We start from the raw sequence: 19027 nt of genomic DNA on the forward strand, positions 1-19027 counted from the left end.
TCAGAAGCCGGTTGGGGTGCGGGTGTGCCAGTCAGTATTCAATTGATACTGGTGGGCAACGTTCAACAGGCGGCCTTCCTGGAAATACGGAGCGAGCAGTTGCACGCCGACCGGCAGGCCGTCGACAAAACCGGCCGGCATCGACAGGCCCGGCAGGCCCGCGAGGTTGGCGGTGATGGTGTAGACGTCTTCCAGGTAAGCAGCGACCGGGTCGCTGTTCTTGGCGCCGAGCTTCCAGGCCGGGTTCGGCGTGGTTGGGCCGAGGATGATGTCGACCTCATTGAAGGCCGCCATGAAGTCGTTCTTGATCAAGCGACGGATCTTCTGCGCCTTCAGGTAGTAGGCATCGTAGTAACCGGCGGACAGCGCGTAGGCGCCGACCATGATCCGGCGCTGCACTTCCGGCCCGAAGCCTTCGCCGCGAGAGCGTTTGTACAGGTCGATCAGGTTGACCGGGTTTTCGCAGCGATAACCGAAGCGCACGCCGTCGAAACGCGACAGGTTGGACGAGGCTTCCGCCGGGGCGATCACGTAGTACGCCGGAATAGCGTGCTGCATGTTCGGCAGACTGATTTCCTTGATCACGGCGCCGAGCTTTTTCAGCTCTTCGACACTGGCCATGATCAGGTCGGCGATGCGTGGGTCCAGACCTGCGCTGAAATATTCCTTCGGCACGCCGATGCGCAGGCCTTGCAGCGAGCCGTTGAGGCTGGCGCTGTAATCAGGCACGGGCTCGTCGATGCTGGTGGAGTCGTTCGGATCGAAACCGGCCATGCCTTGCAACAAAATCGCACAGTCTTCGGCGGTGCGCGCCATCGGGCCGCCCTGATCGAGGCTGGACGCGTAAGCGATCATGCCCCAACGCGACACGCGACCGTACGTCGGTTTCAGGCCTGTAAGGTTGGTCAATGCAGCGGGCTGACGAATGGAACCACCGGTGTCGGTGCCGGTCGCCGCTGGCAGCAGACGAGCGGCGACTGCCGCCGCCGAACCACCGGACGAACCACCCGGCACGTGTTCCAGGTTCCACGGGTTTTTCACCGGGCCGTAGTAGCTCGACTCGTTGGCCGAACCCATGGCAAATTCGTCCATGTTGGTCTTGCCCAGGGTTACAGCCCCGGCAGCGGCCAGCTTGGCGACGACGGTGGCGTCGTACGGTGCCTTGAAGTTGTCGAGCATCTTCGAGCCGCAGCTGGTGCGAATACCCTGGGTGCAGAACAGGTCCTTGTGGGCGATCGGCGCGCCCAGCAGCGCGCCGCTCTCACCATTGGCCCGGCGGGCGTCAGCGGCTTTCGCCTGCGACAGTGCCAGGTCTTCGGTGAGGCTGATGAAGCTGTTGAGCTGAGGATCGAGCTGGGCGATGCGCGCCAGCAGGACTTTGGTCAGCTCTTCGGAAGAAAACTTTTTATCGGCGAGTCCGCGGGCGATCTCGGCCAGAGTCAATTGATGCATTGCAGGCTCTTTCCCTTTAGTCGATGACTTTCGGAACCAGATACAGGCCGTTTTCGACCGCTGGTGCGATGGACTGATAGGCCTCGCGATGATTGGTTTCGGTCACGACGTCTGCACGCAGGCGCTGGCTGGCTTCCAGTGGGTGGGCCAGCGGTTCGATACCGTCGGTATTGACCGCCTGCATTTCGTCGACCAGCCCGAGAATGCTGTTGAGGGCCGAAGTGATGTGTGGAAGATCGGCATCATTGAGGCCAAGGCAGGCCAGATGAGCGATTTTTTCCACGTCGGAGCGTTCAAGCGCCATGGGATTCTCCAGTGGAAAACAGAACGGACGGCGTCCGTGTGTTAGATTGTCGGAACACTACCGCACTTCTACGGTCATAAGGCCGCGATTGTGGGGCTTGGTGCACAGAAAAGCGGCCAATTTAACATATTGGCGCCTTGCCCAAAATCCCTGTCGTTGTTAGAGTTTGCCGCACTTTTTTACCCACGCGTTGCCTAGGGTCCCTTTCCCATGTTCAAGAAACTGCGTGGCATGTTTTCCAGCGATCTTTCCATTGACCTGGGCACTGCCAACACCCTTATTTACGTGCGCGAGCGCGGTATCGTCCTGAATGAGCCATCGGTTGTGGCCATTCGGACACACGGTAACCAGAAAAGTGTCGTGGCTGTCGGCACCGAAGCGAAGCGCATGCTGGGCCGTACGCCAGGCAACATTGCTGCCATTCGTCCGATGAAAGACGGCGTGATCGCCGATTTCAGCGTTTGCGAAAAGATGCTGCAGTATTTCATCAACAAGGTTCACGAAAACAGCTTCCTGCAGCCCAGCCCTCGTGTGCTGATCTGCGTTCCGTGCAAATCCACCCAGGTTGAGCGTCGTGCCATCCGTGAGTCGGCCCTTGGTGCCGGTGCCCGCGAAGTGTTCCTGATCGAAGAGCCGATGGCCGCTGCGATCGGTGCCGGCCTTCCGGTTGAAGAAGCTCGCGGTTCGATGGTTGTCGATATCGGTGGCGGTACCACCGAAATCGCACTGATCTCCCTGAACGGTGTGGTGTACGCCGAATCCGTACGTGTGGGCGGCGACCGTTTCGACGAAGCGATCATCACTTACGTACGTCGCAACTACGGCAGCCTGATCGGCGAATCCACCGCCGAGCGCATCAAGCAGGAAATCGGTACGGCCTACCCGGGCGGTGAAGTTCGTGAAGTCGACGTTCGTGGCCGTAACCTGGCCGAAGGCGTTCCACGCGCGTTCACCCTGAACTCCAACGAAGTGCTGGAAGCTCTGCAGGAGTCTTTGGCCACCATCGTTCAGGCAGTGAAAAGTGCACTGGAGCAATCGCCTCCGGAACTGGCTTCCGATATCGCCGAGCGTGGTCTGGTGCTGACCGGTGGTGGCGCCTTGCTGCGCGACCTCGACAAGCTGCTGGCCCAGGAAACCGGTCTGCCGGTGATCGTCGCCGAAGACCCGCTGACCTGCGTTGCTCGCGGCGGTGGCCGTGCATTGGAAATGATGGATAAACACACCATGGATCTGCTTTCCAGCGAATAAGTCGCCGGAACGCCTCTATGCTGTTGAGCGCGCAGGCGGCACTTTGCAGTGCTGCCTGTTCGCGTTTATCTTCTGTCACTCTGCATCCAGGCCGGTTTGCTGCCGTATGAATAAAGAGAACATTTGCCTGGGAGGAGCGGCTTATTAAACCGCTTTTCACCAAGGGTCCCTCACTGGGCGTGCGCTTGTTGGTGCTGGTCGTGCTTTCGGTCGCGCTGATGGTGGTCGATGCCCGCTTCACACTGCTCAAGCCAGTGCGTAGCCAAATGTCGCTGGTGTTGATGCAGTCTTACTGGATCACCGACCTGCCGCAGCGGCTATGGCAAGGTGTCGCCAGCCAGTTTGGCAGCCGGACCGAACTCGTCGCCGAAAACGAAAAACTCAAGACTGAAAACCTGCTGTTGCAGGGGCGCATGCAAAAGCTTGCCGCCCTGACCGAGCAGAACGTTCGGCTGCGCGAGTTGCTCAACTCCTCGGCGCTGGTCAACGAGAAGGTCGAAGTGGCCGAGCTGATCGGCATGGACCCCAACCCCTTCACCCATCGCATCATCATCAACAAAGGTGAGCGCGACGGTGTGGTTCTCGGTCAGCCGGTACTCGATGCCCGCGGCCTGATGGGCCAGGTGGTGGAGTTGATGCCGTACACCTCCCGCGTACTGTTGCTGACCGATACCACCCACAGCATTCCGGTGCAGGTCAACCGCAACGGCTTGCGCGCAATTGCCAGTGGCACCGGTAATCCGGAGCGCCTGGAGCTGCGTCATGTGGCCGACACCGCCGACATCAAGGAAGGCGATCTGTTGGTCAGCTCCGGCCTGGGGCAGCGTTTCCCGGCCGGTTATCCGGTCGCGACGGTCAAGGAAGTGATTCACGATTCCGGCCAGCCATTCGCCATTGTCCGTGCGGTGCCGACTGCAGCACTGAATCGCAGCCGTTACCTGCTGCTGGTGTTCAGCGACACCCGTACCCCGGAAGAGCGTGCCAACGATGCCGCCCAGGCGCAGGAATCCCTGGATGCGCAGGGCGGTGGGCCGGTTATTCCGGCGACCGTGCCCAAACCGGCGCTCGTCCCGTCAGCCGTTGCAGCTCCTGCGACACCGGCAGCGGCCACACCCGCAGCCCCGGCGACCACACCGCCTGCCGCCACACCGGTCAAGCCAACGGCCACGCACCCGGCCGCCCCTAAACCACCTGCGACCGTACCCGCTGCCGCCAAACCACCGGCCGCTCAACCTGCCGTCGTCAAGCCTGCTGCCAAACCGCCAGTCTCTGCGCCGGCTACTCCTGGGGGACGAGAATAATGGTCGGTGTTACTGCCTCCCGAAATGGCTGGATCGTCTGGCTGACATTCGCCATCGGTTTGCTGCTTAGCGTTTCGCCGCTGCCGCAATTCATGGAAATCCTGCGTCCGCTGTGGCTGGCGCTGTTGCTCGCGTTCTGGGCGTTGGCCTTGCCGCAGAAGGTCGGGATGGTCACCGCGTGGTGCCTGGGCCTGGCCGAAGACGTGCTCTACGGTACGCTGCTGGGCCAGAACGCATTGATCCTGACTCTCATCACTTACCTGGTCCTGGCGCTGCAACAACGTCTGCGGATGTTCCCGATGTGGCAGCAGAGCCTGGTGATACTGGTGATCTTCGGTCTCGCGCAACTGGTCCAGTTGTGGCTCAGCGCCCTGACCGGTAACCGTCAGCCAACCCTGGCGCTGGTGTTGCCGGCACTGGTCAGCGCCTTGCTATGGCCCTGGATCAGCTTCGGTTTGCGCGGATTGCGTCGACGCTACAAAATCAATTAATTCGCTCAGGCATTAGACAGGGAGAGGTCTTGATGAAACGGTTGTACCTCGCCTCTGGTTCGCCGCGTCGGCGTGAACTGCTTACGCAGATCGGCGTACCGTTTTCCGTCATCAGTGCGGATATCGATGAAACCCCTTTGATCCATGAAACCCCGTCGGCCTATGTCGAGCGCCTGGCGCGCGGCAAGGCCGAGGCCGGGCAGCGTACGGTCGTGTCTGAAGAATCGTTCTGTGTGCTCGGCGCCGATACCGCCGTGGTGCTCGACGGAAAAATTCTTGGCAAACCGCTTGATGAAGCCGACGCGTGCGCCATGCTGATGATGTTGTCCGGCAACGAACATCAGGTGCTGACCGCAATTGCCGTGCTTGAAGGCGAGCATTGCGAGTCTCGGGTAATTACCAGCCTGGTGCGTTTTCGCCCGATCACGCGTGACGAGGCCGCGGCCTATTGGGCAAGCGGCGAGCCGCAGGACAAGGCCGGCGGCTACGGCATACAAGGGCTGGGCGCGGTGTTTGTCGCCGGGCTCAATGGAAGTTACTCGGCGGTGGTCGGACTGCCGCTGTGCGAAACCTTCGAGGTGCTCGGCCATTTCGGCATACCCTGTTGGCAAACCCATAACGCGCGTTGAGCGTCGTACTGAACAGATGCGGCCATTACCGTGAACATGCCTGAACGAGACCCTGCCATGAGCGAAGAGATCCTGATCAACATCACGCCGATGGAATCGCGCGTGGCGGTGGTCGAAAACGGTGTCCTGCAAGAGGTTCACGTCGAACGCACGCAAAAGCGCGGGATCGTCGGCAACATCTATAAAGGCAAGGTTGTGCGGGTATTGCCGGGCATGCAGGCGGCATTTGTCGATATCGGCCTGGATCGCGCCGCCTTCATTCATGCATCGGAAATTTCCCTGCGCGAGGGTCCGGCGGTCGAAAGCATCAGTGCGCTGGTGCATGAAGGCCAGAGCCTGGTAGTGCAAGTCACCAAGGATCCGATCGGCTCAAAAGGCGCACGGTTGACCACGCAACTGTCGATCCCTTCGCGCTATCTGGTCTACATGCCGCGCACCGCACATGTCGGCATTTCGCTGAAGATCGAGGATGAAGCCGAGCGCGACCGCCTCAAGCAAGTGGTCACCGATTGCGTTGCCAAAGAGGGGATCAAGGAAGCCGGCGGATTCATCCTGCGTACAGCAGCCGAAGGGGCCGGGGCCGATGAAATCCTCATGGACATCCGCTATCTGCGCAGGCTGTGGGACCAGATCAGCGAGCAAATCAAAACCATCAGCGCACCGAGCGTGATCTACGAAGATCTCGGCCTGGCGTTGCGCACCCTGCGCGATCTGGTGAGCCCCAAGATTGAGAAAATCCGCATCGATTCCCGGGAAACGTTCCAGAAAACCACGCAGTTTGTCGCCGAACTGATGCCGGAGATCGCCGATCGCCTGGAACACTACCCCGGCGAGCGGCCGATTTTCGATCTGTATGGCGTCGAAGACGAAATCCAGAAAGCCCTGGAGCGCAAAGTGCCGCTCAAGTCCGGTGGTTATCTGGTGGTCGACCCGGCGGAAGCCATGAGTACCATCGACGTCAACACCGGCGCGTTTGTCGGTCACCGCAACCTCGAAGAAACCATTTTCAAGACCAACCTCGAAGCGGCGACTGCCATTGCTCGTCAACTGCGTCTGCGCAACCTCGGCGGGATCATCATCATCGACTTCATCGACATGGAAGATGAAGAGCATCAGCGCCAGGTGCTGCGCACGCTGGAGAAGCAGCTCGAACGGGATCACGCCAAGACCAACATCATTGGCATCACCGAGCTTGGCCTGGTGCAGATGACCCGCAAACGCACCCGGGAAAGTCTCGAGCAAGTGCTTTGCGAGCCGTGCACGAGTTGCCAGGGCCGCGGCAAGTTGAAGACTCCGGAAACCGTTTGCTACGAAATTTTCCGCGAAATTCTCCGTGAGGCGCGCGCCTATCAGGCGGAAGGCTATCGTGTATTGGCGAACCAGAAAGTTGTCGACCGCCTGCTCGATGAAGAGTCGGGCAACGTCGCCGAACTCGAAGGTTTCATCGGGCGCACCATCCGTTTTCAGGTGGAAACCATGTACTCCCAGGAACAATACGACGTGGTGTTGCTCTGAGTCGCTGCGTCGTGATTTTTCCACAATGGCTGGCCTCAGCTTTTTGCAAAACATTTGCCATGGGAGCCAACTGACATGGAGCGTCTGACACGCATTTTGGCCGCACTGACCCGCTGGGGTCTGGGCCTGTGCGCGTTGGTTTTGGTGTTGATGGCGTTTTACGTCAGTCTCGGCCGGGAACTGACGCCGCTGGTGGCCGAATACCGCGCCGAAGTCGAAACCAAAGCCAGAGAGGCTTTGGGCATGCCGCTGCAAATTGGCGAGCTGCGGGGCGACTGGAGTGGTTTCGCGCCCATTCTCTCGGCCCACGATGTGACGGTCGGTGACGGCACCAATGCCTTGCATCTGGAAAAGGTGCGCGCGGTGCCGGACCTCTGGGCCAGCCTCATGGCCCGTGAAGTGCGCATCGCCCATCTGGAACTCAACGGCCTGAAGATCAGCCTCAAGGAAGGCGAGGACGGGCAGTGGGCGCTGGAGGGCTTGCCGGTCAAGGACGATCAGCCGCTGGACCCCGAGCAAATGCTCAATCGCATGCAAATGATCCAGCGCTTGTCGGTGCTCGACAGCCAGGTCACCTTGCAACCGTTTGGTGAGTCGCCGCTGACCCTGACCTACGTCGGCCTGAGCCTGAAAACCGGTGCGGTTCGCCAGCGACTGGATGCCCGCCTGACGTTGCCGGACGGGCAGCCGGTGGCCATTAACCTGCGCACTCGCATTCGCGCGAGTCAGTGGAAGGACGGCGAAGCGCAGGCTTATGTCAGCCTGCCGCAGAGCGACTGGTCAAAATGGCTGCCCGAACGACTGACCCGACAGTGGAATTTCTCCGAGATCAAGGCCGGTGGCGAGGTGTGGGTCACCTGGGGGCAAGGGACGCTGCAGAGTGCAGCGGTGCGCCTGAATGCACCGCAACTCAATGGCGCCTATGCCGAGCGTAAACCCGTCAAGATCAGTAACCTGGCGCTCAACGCCTACTTCCAGCGCAACGCCGAAGGCATGATGGTGACCCTGGATTCGCTGGCCATGAACCTTGGTGAACGTCGCTGGGAAACGCATCTGCAGCTCAAGCAAACCGCGGCCTCCGACAAGTCCGAAGAGCTCTGGCACCTGCAAGCCGACCGCCTCGACCTGACTCCGCTGACACCGTTGCTCAATGCCCTGGCGCCCTTGCCTGAAGGTCTGGCTACAGTGGTTGAACGGCTGAAGGTGACCGGAGGGTTGCGCAACGTTCTGATCGATTTGCGCCCTAACGCCACCGACGACAGCAAGTTCAGTTTCGCGGCCAACCTTGAGCAGGTTGGGTTTGATGCCTATCACGGGGCTCCGGCGGCACGAAATGTAACGGGCAGCATCAGCGGTGATCTTGGGCACGGCGAACTGCGCATGGACAGCAAGGATTTCATGCTGCACCTGGACCCGATTTTCGCCAAGCCATGGCAATACATCCAGGCCAACGCCCGCCTGACCTGGAAACTCGACAAAGAGAGTTTCACCCTGATCGCGCCGTACCTGAAGGTGCTGGGCGAGGAGGGCAAGATAGCCGGTGACTTTCTGATTCGCCTGTTTTTCGATGAAACCCGGGAAGATTACATGGATCTGCGGGTCGGCCTGGTGGACGGTGACGGTCGCTATACCGCCAAGTACCTGCCGACTGTCCTCAGCCCGGCGCTGGACGAATGGCTGCGCACGGCGATTCTCAAAGGGGCGGTGGATCAAGGCTTCTTCCAGTATCAAGGTTCGCTCAACCACGGCGCCGCCGAGACCGACCGCAGCATCAGCCTGTTTTTCAAGGTGCACGATGCCGAACTGGCGTTCCAGCCAGGTTGGCCACACGTCAGCAAGGTCACCGGTGATGTGTTCGTTGAAGACAGCGGCGTGCGCATCCTGGCCAGCAAGGGCCAGCTGCTCGACACCCGGGTCAGCGACATTTACGTCAATATTCCCCACGTACCCCAGGGGCAGAACAGTCATCTGTTTCTCGACGGTGGGTTCGCCGGCGGGTTGGGCGATGGCCTGAAAATCCTCAAGGAAGCGCCGATCGGCACTGCCGAGACCTTTGCCGGCTGGGAAGGCGAGGGTGATCTGCAAGGCAAGCTGAAGCTGGATATCCCGCTGGCCAAAGGTGAACAGCCGAAAATCCAGGTCGACTTCAAAACCGCCAAGGCTCGCCTGAAACTTCCCGAGCCCCCTCTGGAGCTGACTCAACTCAAAGGCGATTTTCGTTTTGATAGCACCAAGGGGCTAAGCGGGCAGAGCATCACCGCCCGGGCTTTCGATAAACCGGTGAACGCGCAAATTTTTGCCGATGGCCGCGAAGGCAAGCTCAATACCCGGGTCGTGGCCTCGGGGCAGGTTGAAGTGAAGAAACTCACCGAGTGGCTGAGCGTTACCCAGCCGTTGCCGGTCAGTGGCGTGATCCCGTATCAGCTGCAACTGACACTGGATGGTGCCGACAGCCAGTTGATGGTCAACTCCAGTCTCAAGGGCGTTGCCGTCGATCTGCCCGCACCTTTCGGCCTGACAGCAGAGGAGGGGCGAGACACGACATTTCGCATGACGTTGCAGGGCGCAGAGCGGCGTTACTGGGTGAACTACGGTCAGCTGGCGAATTTCACCTTTGCCGCACCGACGGGCAACTTTAACAACGGCCGTGGTGAGTTGTTCCTCGGCAACGGCGACGCGGTGTTACCCGGCGCTAAAGGCTTGCGTATTCGCGGAGTGCTGTCGGAGCTGGATGTCGGCCCCTGGCAGGATCTGGTCAATAAATACGCCGGACAGGATCCGGGGGGCAGTGCCAAGCAACTGCTCAGCAGCGCCGACTTCAAGGTCGGCAAGCTCAGCGCGCTCGGCACTACGCTGGATCAGGCTTCTGTGCAATTGACGCGCAAGCCGTCCGCCTGGGCCTTGCAGCTCGACAGCCAGCAGGCCAAGGGCAGTGCCACTATTCCCGATGCGAAAGCCGCGCCGTTGGTGGTCAACTTGCAATACGTTCGTTTGCCGGCGCCTGATCCGACGGTACTGGCCGACGAAAACTCCCCGGACCCACTGGCCTCAGTCGATCCGACGAAGATTCCGGCGCTGGATATCACCATCAACCAGTTGTTCCAGGGCAACGACCTGGTCGGCGGCTGGTCATTGAAGATTCGTCCGACGCCTAAAGGCATTGCGTTCAATTCGCTGGACATGGGCCTGAAGGGCATTCTGTTGCAGGGCAGTGGTGGCTGGGAAGGCGTGCCCGGTTCCAGCACAAGCTTTTTCAAGGGCCGGGCCAGCGGCAAGAACCTCGCTGATGTGCTCAAGGGCTGGGGCTTTGCGCCGAGCGTCACCAGCCAGGAATTCCATATGGACGTCGATGGGCGCTGGCCGGGATCGCCAGCATGGCTGGCGACCAAGCGCTTCTCGGGCACGCTGGACGCCTCACTCAAAGAAGGCCAGTTTGTCGAAGTCGAAGGCAGTGCCCAGGCTTTGCGTGTGTTCGGCCTGCTCAACTTCAATTCCATTGGTCGCCGCTTGCGTCTGGACTTCTCCGACCTGTTCGGCAAAGGCTTGAGCTATGACCGGGTCAAAGGCTTGCTGGAGGCAAACAACGGCGTGTACGTCACGCGTGAACCGATCCGCCTGACCGGCCCGTCGAGCACCATCGAGCTTGATGGCACTTTGAACATGGTCGCCGATCAGATCGACGCGAAACTGCTGGTGACCTTGCCGGTGACCAACAACCTGCCGATTGCCGCGCTGATCGTCGGAGCACCGGCCATCGGTGGTGCGCTGTTTCTGATCGACAAGCTGATCGGAGACCGCGTGGCTCGCTTCGCCAGTGTGAAGTACACCGTCAAGGGGCCGTGGAAAGAACCGAAAATCACCTTCGACAAGCCGTTTTGAGTTTCTTTTTTGAAAAGGCGCTCGGCAAATCTATGGAGTAGCATGGCCGCATACGTTTCCAGGAGTGCGCCATGTCTGTAGCGGTGATTCAAATGGTCAGCCAGAGCGATGTGCTGGCCAATCTGGTCCAGGCCCGACGCCTGCTCGAACAGGCTGCGAAGGCTGGGGCTGTGCTTGCCGTGCTGCCGGAAAACTTCGCTGCCATGGGGCGCCGCGACATTGCCGACATCGGCCGCGCCGAGGCCTTGGGCGAAGGCCCGATCCTGCCATGGTTGAAACAGACCGCACGTGACCTCAAGTTATGGATAGTGGCCGGCACTTTGCCGTTGCCGCCGGTGGATCAACCGACGGCCAAGGTGCATGCCTGCTCGCTGCTGGTCGATGATCAAGGCGAAACAGTGGCGCGCTACGACAAACTGCACCTGTTCGACGTCGACGTGGCCGACAATCGTGGCCGTTATCGTGAATCCGATGACTATGCTTATGGCAGTGGCGTTGTGGTGGCGGACACGCCGGTTGGCCGGGTTGGCCTGACAGTCTGTTATGACTTGCGCTTCCCGGAGCTCTACAGCGAATTGCGTGCAGCCGGCGCGGAGCTGATTACCGCGCCATCGGCGTTCACCGCGGTGACCGGCGCGGCGCATTGGGATGTGCTGATTCGCGCACGGGCCATCGAGACCCAGTGTTATGTGCTCGCGGCCGCCCAGGGCGGGACGCATCCGGGGCCGCGGGAAACGTTTGGCCATGCTGCCATCATCGACCCGTGGGGCCGGGTGCTGGCGCAACAGGATCAAGGCGAGGCCGTGCTGCTGGCCGAACGCGATAGCAGCGAACAGGCGTCCATCCGGGCGCGGATGCCGGTGTCCAGTCATCGGCGCTTTTTCTCGCAGGGCGCCCAGCGACCTGCCTCAGAACGATGAATTTTAAGGCGTAATGCATATGAGCGAGTTGTTGTCCTCAGTCAGTGAACATCTCCTGGCGCCTGGCGGCGTAACAATCGAAAGCTTGCAAGGCGTACTCGGCGACCTGGCCGGGCCGGGCATCGATGCCGCCGACCTGTATTTCCAGGGGCAGATTTCCGAGTCCTGGGCGCTGGAAGACGGCATCGTCAAGGAAGGCAGTTTCAACCTCGACCAAGGGGTTGGCGTGCGGGCGCAATCGGGAGAGAAAACCGGTTTTGCCTACAGCAACGCCATCACCCTGGAAGCCTTGGGCGCGGCGGCCCGTGCTGCCCGTTCGATTTCCCGGGCGGGACAGAACGGCACCGTGCAAGCGTTCACCACGCAAGATGTCGCTCAGCTGTACGCTCCGGACAATCCGTTGGAAGTGCTGACCCGCGCCGAGAAAGTCGACCTGCTCAAGCGCATCGATGCCGCGACCCGTGCCCTCGACCCGCGTATCCAGCAAGTGACCGTGAGCATGGCGGGGGTCTGGGAGCGGATTCTGGTGGCATCCACCGATGGTGGTCTGGCGGCGGATGTGCGGCCGCTGGTGCGTTTCAACGTCAGCGTGATCGTTGAGCAAAATGGTCGACGCGAGCGCGGCGGCCATGGTGGCGGTGGTCGTACCGATTACCGTTATTTCCTCGCCGAAGACCGCGCCATGGGGTATGCCCGTGAGGCACTGCGTCAGGCGCTGGTGAATCTCGAAGCCATCCCTGCGCCGGCCGGTACGCTGCCGGTGGTGCTCGGCTCCGGTTGGTCCGGCGTGCTGCTGCACGAAGCGGTCGGTCACGGCCTGGAAGGCGATTTCAACCGCAAGGGCAGCTCGGCCTACAGTGGGCGCATGGGCGAGATGGTTGCGTCCAAGCTTTGCACCATTGTCGATGATGGCACTCTGTCGGGGCGCCGCGGATCCTTGAACGTCGACGACGAGGGCACGCCGACCGAATGCACCACGCTGATCGAAAACGGCGTCCTCAAGGGCTACATGCAGGACAAGCTCAACGCGCGTCTGATGGGCGTCGCCCGAACCGGTAACGGTCGCCGCGAATCCTACGCGCACTTGCCGATGCCGCGCATGACCAACACCTACATGCTCGCCGGCGAAAGCGATCCGCAGGAAATCATCGCTTCGGTGAAGCGCGGCATCTACTGCGCGAATCTTGGCGGTGGGCAGGTGGATATCACCAGCGGCAAGTTTGTGTTTTCCACCAGCGAGGCGTACCTGATCGAGGACGGCAAGATCACTGCGCCGGTCAAAGGTGCGACCCTGATCGGCAACGGTCCGGAAGCCATGAGCAAAGTGTCGATGGTCGGCAACGATCTGGCGCTGGACAGTGGAGTGGGGACGTGCGGCAAGGATGGGCAGTCGGTGCCGGTAGGTGTCGGCCAGCCAACGCTGAAGATTGATGCGATCACCGTGGGTGGCACGGGCGCGTAAGGCGTGAAGCTTCGGGTGAGTCGCCTGGCGACTCACCCGGTCAGAGATTCAGCGCAGACCGCGTTGAGTCTCGTCCAGCTCACGGATGTACTTGAAGATTTTACGGCTGGAAGCAGGAGGCTTGTTTTGCGCAACCTCGTGCTGGGCCTGTCGGATCAGGGAACGTAATTGCTGGCGGTCCGCGTCCGGGTAGTCGACGACGAATTTTTCCAGCACGGCATCGTCGCCGGCGATCAGGCGATCGCGCCAACGCTCCAGGTTATGGAAACGTTCGTTGTACTGGCGAGTGGAGGCATCGAGTTGATCGAGCAGAACCAGAATGGCGTCAGTGTCCTGATCGCGCATCAGCTTGCCGATGAACTGAAGATGCCGTTTACGCGCGATGTTCGCGGTGTGCTTGGGCGCATCGGTCAGAGCCCGGCGCAAAGCGTCGGTCAATGGCAGTTTTGCCAGCAAGTCAGGCTTGAGTGTTGTAAGGCGCTCGCCGAGGTCAACCAGAGCATGCAGCTCGCGTTTAACCTGGGATTTGCTTTTTTCTCCCGTATCGAGGGAGTCGTCGTAAGAATCAACCATGGTGGCCGTCCGCAAAGAAACGCCGCCATGATAACCAGTCGGGGGCCGCTTGTCCGGCCCGGTCGCTCGATGACCGTTACCGAAAGCAGAATTTGAGTGGAGAACAGCATGAGTGCAGTTGAAAGCGTCGGCCCACAAGCGTTGCCGGCACTGCAGGAACAAGTCGAGCAGATCATCGCTGAAGCCAAGCGCCAGGGTGCCAGTGCCTGTGAAGTGGCAGTGTCCCTGGAGCAGGGCCTGTCGACCACAGTGCGCCAGCGTGAAGTCGAAACCGTTGAATTCAATCGTGATCAGGGTTTTGGCATCACCTTGTATGTTGGCCAGCGCAAGGGCTCGGCCAGCACTTCGGCGAGTGGCCCGGATGCCATTCGCGAAACCGTCGCGGCGGCGCTGGCCATTGCCAAACACACCTCGGAAGACGAAGCGTCAGGTCTTGCAGATGCTGCTCTGATGGCGCGTGACGTGGAGGACTTCGACCTGTTCCACCAATGGGACATCACCCCGGAACAAGCCATCGAGCAGGCGCTGGCCTGCGAAGCTGCGGCGTTTGCCGCCGATAGCCGGATCAAGAATGCCGACGGCACCACCCTGAGCACGCATCAGGGTTGCCGGGTCTATGGCAACAGCCACGGTTTTGTCGGTGGTTATGCGTCGACCCGCCACAGCCTGAGCTGCGTAATGATTGCCGAGGCCGATGGCCAGATGCAGCGTGATTACTGGTACGACGTGAATCGCCAGGGCAGTTTGCTGGCCGACCCTGTCAGCATCGGCCAGCGTGCCGCGCAGCGAGCGGCGAGCCGCCTGGGTGCGCGTCCGGTGCCGACCTGCGAAGTGCCAGTGCTGTTTTCGGCAGAATTGGCCGGTGGCTTGTTCGGCAGTTTCCTGTCGGCGATTTCCGGCGGCAGCCTGTATCGCAAATCGTCGTTCCTTGAGGGCACCCTCGGCCAGAAGTTGTTCCCGCAATGGCTGACGATCGATGAGCGACCGCACCTGATGCGCGCCATGGGCAGTGCCGCGTTCGATGGCGATGGCCTGGCAACCTACGCCAAGCCGTTCGTCGAAAAGGGCGAATTGGTTTCCTACATCCTCGGCACCTATTCCGGCCGCAAGCTCGGCATGCCGAGCACCGCGAACGCCGGCGGTGTGCACAACCTGTTCGTCACCCATGGCGACGAAGATCAGGCTGCCTTGCTGCGACGCATGGGGCGTGGCTTGTTGGTCACCGAGTTGATGGGCCAGGGCCTGAACATGGTGACGGGCGATTATTCGCGCGGCGCGGCGGGCTACTGGGTCGAGAACGGCGAGATCCAGTTTGCGGTCCAGGAAGTGACCATCGCCGGCAACATGCGCGACATGTTCAAACAGATCGTTGCCGTGGGTAATGACCTGGAGCTGCGCAGCAACATTCGCACCGGTTCGGTGTTGATCGAGCGGATGACAGTCGCCGGTAGCTAACCTCAGCAGCCCATGAAAAAGGCGCGCCACCCATTGGGTGGCGCGCCTTTTTCATGGGCCTGACTCGGCAGAAGCAACCGTGGTCGCGATTTCGCAGTGCCGGTCAACGATAGGCTTGCCGCTTACTCGCCTTCGTCGAAGTAGTTGTTGATCAGTGCGACCAAGGCGTCCAGCGCTTCCTGCTCCTGTTCGCCTTCCGTACTCAGGTAGATCCTCGTTCCTTTGCCAGCAGCCAGCATCATCATGGCCATGATGCTTTTTCCGTCGACGGTGGTTTGCGGCGTGCGGCCTACCCTGATCGTACAGTCCTTGAACTGACCGGCGACCCCAACGAATTTTGCGGATGCCCGGGCGTGCAGGCCCAGCTTGTTGATGATTTCGATTTCCAGAGCAGGCATCGCGATGTGAATCCTTTAGCTGAGGTCGCGGTGGCGAACCTGGACGTTCTTCAGGGATTGCTGCAGGGTCTTGCCCAAGCGTTCGGTCAGGTAGACGGAGCGGTGATGTCCGCCGGTGCAACCGATGGCAATCGTGACGTAAGCGCGGTTACTGGCCGCAAAGCGCGGTAGCCATTTGAGCAAGTATGTGGAAATGTCCTGGAACATCTCCTCGACATCCGGTTGCGCCGCCAGGTACTCGATCACAGGTTGATCAAGGCCGGACTGCGCGCGCAGCTCCGGCTTCCAGTAGGGGTTGGGCAGGCAGCGCACATCGAACACCAGATCGGCGTCCACCGGCATGCCGCGCTTGAAGCCGAAAGATTCCACCAGGAATGCCGTGCCGGGTTCCGGCTGGTTCAGCAGGCGCAGCTTGATCGTATCGCGCAGCTGATACAGGTTCAGGTTGGTGGTATTTACCTTGAGATCGGCAAGGTCGGCAATCGGCCCGAGCAGGCTGGTTTCATCACTGATGGCCTCGGCCAACGAGCGATTGGCGCTGCTCAATGGGTGGCGACGACGGGTTTCGGAAAAGCGTTTGAGCAAGGTTTCTTCGTCGGCGTCCAGGTACAGGACATCGCACTGGATATGCCGGCTGCGGACTTCTTCGAGCAGTTCGGGGAACCGCGACAGGTGACTCGGCAAGTTACGCGCGTCGATGGATACGGCAACCAGTGGTTGCACCAGTTCGGTATGGATCAATGCGCGCTCGGCCAACTCGGGCAGCAACCCGGCAGGCAGGTTGTCGATGCAGTAATAGCCATTGTCCTCAAGCACATCGAGGGCAGTACTTTTACCTGAGCCGGAGCGTCCGCTGACGATGATCAAGCGCATGATTAATGACCGTTTTGCTCGTCCAGGACTACCTGATACAAGGCTTCATTGCTCGGCGCGCTGCGCAGTTTTTCACGCACTTCCTTGCGGTCGAGCATGCTGGCGATCTGGCGTAAAAGTTCCAGGTGCGCATCGGTAGCGGCTTCCGGGACCAGCAGAACGAACAGCAGGTCAACCGGTGCGCCGTCGATGGCATCGAAATCGATAGGGGCATCAAGGTGCATCAAGGCACTGATGGGTGAATGACAGCCCTTGAGGCGACAGTGGGGGATGGCGATACCGTTGCCAAAACCGGTTGAACCGAGTTTTTCACGGGCGACCAGGCTCTCGAAGACATCCTGCATGGCCAGATCCGGCACTTCGCGATGGATGAGGTTGGCAATTTGCTCGAGGGCTTTCTTTTTACTGCCGCCCGGCACGTTCACCAGGGAACGGCCGGGGGTCAGGATGCTTTCAAGTCGGATCATGGGTAGGGAGTGTTAACGACCGGTCGCGCCCTGGAGGAGGCTCTGGGTCTTTTCCTTATGCTTTTTAAGTTGTTTATCCAGCTTGTCGGTCAATGCGTCGATCGCCGCGTACATATCGGTATGCTCCGCGTTGGCGACCACTTCATTGCCGGGAATATGCAACGTGGCTTCGATTTTCTGCTTAAGCTTTTCGACTGTCATCGTGACCTGCACGTTGGTGATCTTGTCGAAATGTCGCTCCAGTCGTTCGAGTTTTTCGCCGATGTAGGTGCGAAGAGGTTCGGTCACTTCCAGTTGGTGTCCACTGATGTTGACTTGCATACAGCTTCTCCTTCGTTGCCAGTGCATAAAGCGGCAGACCCGATGATCTGCCACTGGAACGCTGTGGCGTGGCTCTACATCAACCGCTTGCGTTCGCTCGAAGGCGCGATCCCGAGGGATTCGCGGTACTTGGCGACGGTGCGGCGAGCCACCTGAATGCCTTGTGCCTCCAGTAAACCAGCGATCTTGCTGTCACTCAACGGCTTTTTCTGATTTTCCGCGGCAACCAGTTTTTTGATGATCGCGCGGATCGCCGTAGACGAGCATTCGCCGCCTTCGGAGGTGCTGACGTGGCTGGAAAAAAAGTATTTCAGCTCATAAATGCCCCGGGGGGTATGCATGAATTTTTGCGTGGTCACCCGGGAGATCGTCGATTCGTGCATGCCGACCGCTTCGGCGATGTCATGCAACACCAGCGGTTTCATGGCTTCGTCGCCGTACTCCAGAAAGCCGCGCTGATGCTCGACGATCTGGGTGGCAACTTTCATCAGGGTTTCGTTGCGGCTTTGCAGGCTCTTGATGAACCAGCGAGCCTCCTGCAACTGATTGCGCATGAAGGTGTTGTCGGCGCTGGTGTCGGCGCGGCGCACAAAACCGGCGTACTGGGCGTTCACTCGCAGCCGTGGTACCGACTCCTGATTGAGCTCTACCAGCCAGCGCTCATTGTCCTTGCGCACGATGACGTCGGGGACGACATACTCGGCCTCGGTGGACTCGATTTGCGAGCCCGGACGCGGGTTGAGGCTCTGGACCAGTTCGATCACCTGGCGCAGCTCATCTTCCTTGAGTTTCATGCGGCGCATCAGCTGGCTGTAGTCACGGCTGCCGAGCAGGTCGATGTAGTCGGTGACCAGACGCTTGGCTTCGGCCAGCCACGGAGTCTTGGCGGGCAACTGGCGCAGTTGCAGCAACAGGCATTCGCCAAGGTTGCGCGCGCCGATACCGGCCGGCTCGAATTGCTGGATGCGGTGCAGGACGGCTTCGATTTCGTCCAGCTCGATATCCAGTTCCGGATCGAACGCTTCCAGGATTTCCTCGAGCGTCTCGTCCAGATAGCCCTGATTGTTGATGCAATCGATCAAGGTCACGGCAATCAGGCGATCGGTGTCGGACATCGGCGCCAGGTTCAGTTGCCACAACAGATGGCTTTGCAGACTCTCGCCGGCCGAGGTGCGGGTGGTGAAATCCCACTCGTCGTCATCGTTGCTCGGCAGGCTGCTGGCGCTGGTCTGGTAGACATCTTCCCACGCGGTGTCGACCGGCAGCTCGTTGGGGATGCGCTCGTTCCAGTCGCCTTCCTCGAGGTTGTCCACCGTCGGGGCGCTTTCCTGATACGAGGGTTCCTGAATCTCGGTGTTGGGCTTCTGTTCGACGTTGTCGGCCAGAGGGTCGGAATTGTCGAAATCCTCACCATCTTCCTGGCGTTCGAGCATCGGATTGGACTCCAGGGCCTCCTGGATTTCCTGTTGCAGGTCCAGGGTCGACAATTGGAGCAGGCGGATGGCCTGTTGCAGCTGCGGTGTCATCGTCAGCTGCTGGCCCATTCTCAAGACTAGCGATGGTTTCATGGCAGGGGCTTAACACCTTATTCGCCGGCGCACATGCGCCATCCACTACAGGGCGCCGAAGCGCCAAACATAAGCAAATTATATGCCTGAAACTGAAGTGTTTGCCTAGACCGCTGTAACAATAAAAACAGGTTGATTTTTACTGTTTGTCGCGAACTGTACCGCCATGAG

At 60.2% G+C, this 19027-nt stretch carries 17 protein-coding genes; 9 read left to right on the forward strand and 8 right to left on the reverse strand.

Annotated features, from left to right (window positions below):
- A complete protein-coding gene (gene gatA, locus D8U18_RS10995; protein WP_056855015.1) occupies window positions 1-1452 on the reverse strand; it encodes an Asp-tRNA(Asn)/Glu-tRNA(Gln) amidotransferase subunit GatA in 1452 nt (483 codons plus the stop codon).
- A 16-nt stretch (window positions 1453-1468) separates the two neighbouring features.
- Window positions 1469-1756: an Asp-tRNA(Asn)/Glu-tRNA(Gln) amidotransferase subunit GatC gene (gatC, locus tag D8U18_RS11000; RefSeq protein ID WP_007901429.1), complete on the reverse strand. Its 288-nt coding sequence runs from the start codon at window positions 1754-1756 to the stop codon at window positions 1469-1471.
- A gap of 210 nt (window positions 1757-1966) precedes the next feature.
- Between gatC and mreB the strand changes: the two genes are divergently transcribed.
- From mreB to tldD, 8 genes are all read left to right on the forward strand, one after another.
- A complete protein-coding gene (mreB, locus tag D8U18_RS11005; protein WP_002555108.1) occupies window positions 1967-3004 on the forward strand; it encodes a rod shape-determining protein MreB in 1038 nt (345 codons plus the stop codon).
- Between the two features lie 143 nt (window positions 3005-3147).
- Window positions 3148-4305, forward strand: a complete 1158-nt coding sequence (mreC, locus tag D8U18_RS11010) for a rod shape-determining protein MreC (RefSeq protein ID WP_131107615.1) — start codon at window positions 3148-3150, stop codon at window positions 4303-4305.
- Window positions 4305-4796 (forward strand): rod shape-determining protein MreD, encoded by a 492-nt coding sequence (mreD, locus tag D8U18_RS11015; protein ID WP_056855017.1) that lies wholly within the window; start codon window positions 4305-4307, stop codon window positions 4794-4796. The genes mreC and mreD overlap by 1 nt, the downstream gene beginning before the upstream one ends.
- Before the next feature lie 32 nt (window positions 4797-4828).
- Complete coding sequence (locus D8U18_RS11020) at window positions 4829-5425, forward strand: Maf family protein (protein ID WP_056855018.1); 597 nt, start codon at window positions 4829-4831, stop codon at window positions 5423-5425.
- Window positions 5426-5482: 57 nt separating this feature from the next.
- On the forward strand, window positions 5483-6940 hold the full coding sequence (gene rng, locus D8U18_RS11025; protein ID WP_056855019.1) for a ribonuclease G: 1458 nt from the start codon (window positions 5483-5485) through the stop codon (window positions 6938-6940).
- Between the two features lie 75 nt (window positions 6941-7015).
- Window positions 7016-10819, forward strand: a complete 3804-nt coding sequence (locus tag D8U18_RS11030; RefSeq protein ID WP_131107616.1) for a YhdP family protein — start codon at window positions 7016-7018, stop codon at window positions 10817-10819.
- A gap of 71 nt (window positions 10820-10890) precedes the next feature.
- The gene (locus D8U18_RS11035) at window positions 10891-11739 is read left to right on the forward strand and encodes a carbon-nitrogen hydrolase family protein (RefSeq protein WP_056855021.1); all 849 of its coding nucleotides are present in this window, start codon (window positions 10891-10893) and stop codon (window positions 11737-11739) included.
- A 19-nt stretch (window positions 11740-11758) separates the two neighbouring features.
- The gene (gene tldD, locus D8U18_RS11040) at window positions 11759-13201 is read left to right on the forward strand and encodes a metalloprotease TldD (RefSeq protein ID WP_056855022.1); all 1443 of its coding nucleotides are present in this window, start codon (window positions 11759-11761) and stop codon (window positions 13199-13201) included.
- Window positions 13202-13249: 48 nt separating this feature from the next.
- Here the strand turns inward: tldD and yjgA are convergent, their stop codons facing one another.
- Window positions 13250-13774 carry a ribosome biogenesis factor YjgA gene (yjgA, locus tag D8U18_RS11045; protein ID WP_131107617.1) on the reverse strand — a complete coding sequence of 175 codons (525 nt, stop codon included), beginning with the start codon at window positions 13772-13774 and terminating at the stop codon, window positions 13250-13252.
- Between the two features lie 108 nt (window positions 13775-13882).
- On the opposite strand from yjgA, the gene pmbA reads away from it, so the two are divergent.
- Window positions 13883-15229: a metalloprotease PmbA gene (pmbA, locus tag D8U18_RS11050; protein ID WP_130906268.1), complete on the forward strand. Its 1347-nt coding sequence runs from the start codon at window positions 13883-13885 to the stop codon at window positions 15227-15229.
- Between the two features lie 122 nt (window positions 15230-15351).
- Here pmbA and D8U18_RS11055 read toward each other — a convergent pair whose 3' ends face one another.
- The 5 genes from D8U18_RS11055 to D8U18_RS11075 form a co-directional block, all read right to left on the reverse strand.
- Window positions 15352-15627, reverse strand: coding sequence for an HPr family phosphocarrier protein (locus tag D8U18_RS11055; protein WP_056855024.1), 276 nt, complete (start codon window positions 15625-15627; stop codon window positions 15352-15354).
- Between the two features lie 15 nt (window positions 15628-15642).
- Complete coding sequence (rapZ, locus tag D8U18_RS11060; protein ID WP_056855025.1) at window positions 15643-16500, reverse strand: RNase adapter RapZ; 858 nt, start codon at window positions 16498-16500, stop codon at window positions 15643-15645.
- A 2-nt stretch (window positions 16501-16502) separates the two neighbouring features.
- A complete protein-coding gene (gene ptsN / locus D8U18_RS11065) occupies window positions 16503-16967 on the reverse strand; it encodes a PTS IIA-like nitrogen regulatory protein PtsN (RefSeq protein WP_056855026.1) in 465 nt (154 codons plus the stop codon).
- Window positions 16968-16979: 12 nt separating this feature from the next.
- A complete protein-coding gene (raiA, locus tag D8U18_RS11070) occupies window positions 16980-17288 on the reverse strand; it encodes a ribosome-associated translation inhibitor RaiA (protein WP_007941242.1) in 309 nt (102 codons plus the stop codon).
- Window positions 17289-17362: 74 nt separating this feature from the next.
- Entirely contained in the window at window positions 17363-18856 is a 1494-nt protein-coding gene (locus tag D8U18_RS11075) for an RNA polymerase factor sigma-54 (protein ID WP_056855027.1), read from the reverse strand.
- Window positions 18857-19027 lie beyond the last annotated feature (171 nt).

The organism is Pseudomonas sp. Sample_10 (assembly GCF_004321495.1).
GTDB lineage: Bacteria > Pseudomonadota > Gammaproteobacteria > Pseudomonadales > Pseudomonadaceae > Aquipseudomonas.

Bases quoted from the DNA above. Each gene is read 5' to 3' on its own strand.
- gatA (WP_056855015.1), bottom strand. From the start codon at position 1,452: ATGCATCAATTGACTCTGGCCGAGATCGCCCGCGGACTCGCCGATAAA.
- gatC (WP_007901429.1), bottom strand. From the start codon at position 1,756: ATGGCGCTTGAACGCTCCGACGTGGAAAAAATCGCTCATCTGGCCTGC.
- mreB (WP_002555108.1), top strand. From the start codon at position 1,967: ATGTTCAAGAAACTGCGTGGCATGTTTTCCAGCGATCTTTCCATTGAC.
- mreD (WP_056855017.1), top strand. From the start codon at position 4,305: ATGGTCGGTGTTACTGCCTCCCGAAATGGCTGGATCGTCTGGCTGACA.
- D8U18_RS11020 (WP_056855018.1), top strand. From the start codon at position 4,829: ATGAAACGGTTGTACCTCGCCTCTGGTTCGCCGCGTCGGCGTGAACTG.
- rng (WP_056855019.1), top strand. From the start codon at position 5,483: ATGAGCGAAGAGATCCTGATCAACATCACGCCGATGGAATCGCGCGTG.
- D8U18_RS11030 (WP_131107616.1), top strand. From the start codon at position 7,016: ATGGAGCGTCTGACACGCATTTTGGCCGCACTGACCCGCTGGGGTCTG.
- D8U18_RS11035 (WP_056855021.1), top strand. From the start codon at position 10,891: ATGTCTGTAGCGGTGATTCAAATGGTCAGCCAGAGCGATGTGCTGGCC.
- tldD (WP_056855022.1), top strand. From the start codon at position 11,759: ATGAGCGAGTTGTTGTCCTCAGTCAGTGAACATCTCCTGGCGCCTGGC.
- yjgA (WP_131107617.1), bottom strand. From the start codon at position 13,774: ATGGTTGATTCTTACGACGACTCCCTCGATACGGGAGAAAAAAGCAAA.
- pmbA (WP_130906268.1), top strand. From the start codon at position 13,883: ATGAGTGCAGTTGAAAGCGTCGGCCCACAAGCGTTGCCGGCACTGCAG.
- D8U18_RS11055 (WP_056855024.1), bottom strand. From the start codon at position 15,627: ATGCCTGCTCTGGAAATCGAAATCATCAACAAGCTGGGCCTGCACGCC.
- rapZ (WP_056855025.1), bottom strand. From the start codon at position 16,500: ATGCGCTTGATCATCGTCAGCGGACGCTCCGGCTCAGGTAAAAGTACT.
- ptsN (WP_056855026.1), bottom strand. From the start codon at position 16,967: ATGATCCGACTTGAAAGCATCCTGACCCCCGGCCGTTCCCTGGTGAAC.
- raiA (WP_007941242.1), bottom strand. From the start codon at position 17,288: ATGCAAGTCAACATCAGTGGACACCAACTGGAAGTGACCGAACCTCTT.
- D8U18_RS11075 (WP_056855027.1), bottom strand. From the start codon at position 18,856: ATGAAACCATCGCTAGTCTTGAGAATGGGCCAGCAGCTGACGATGACA.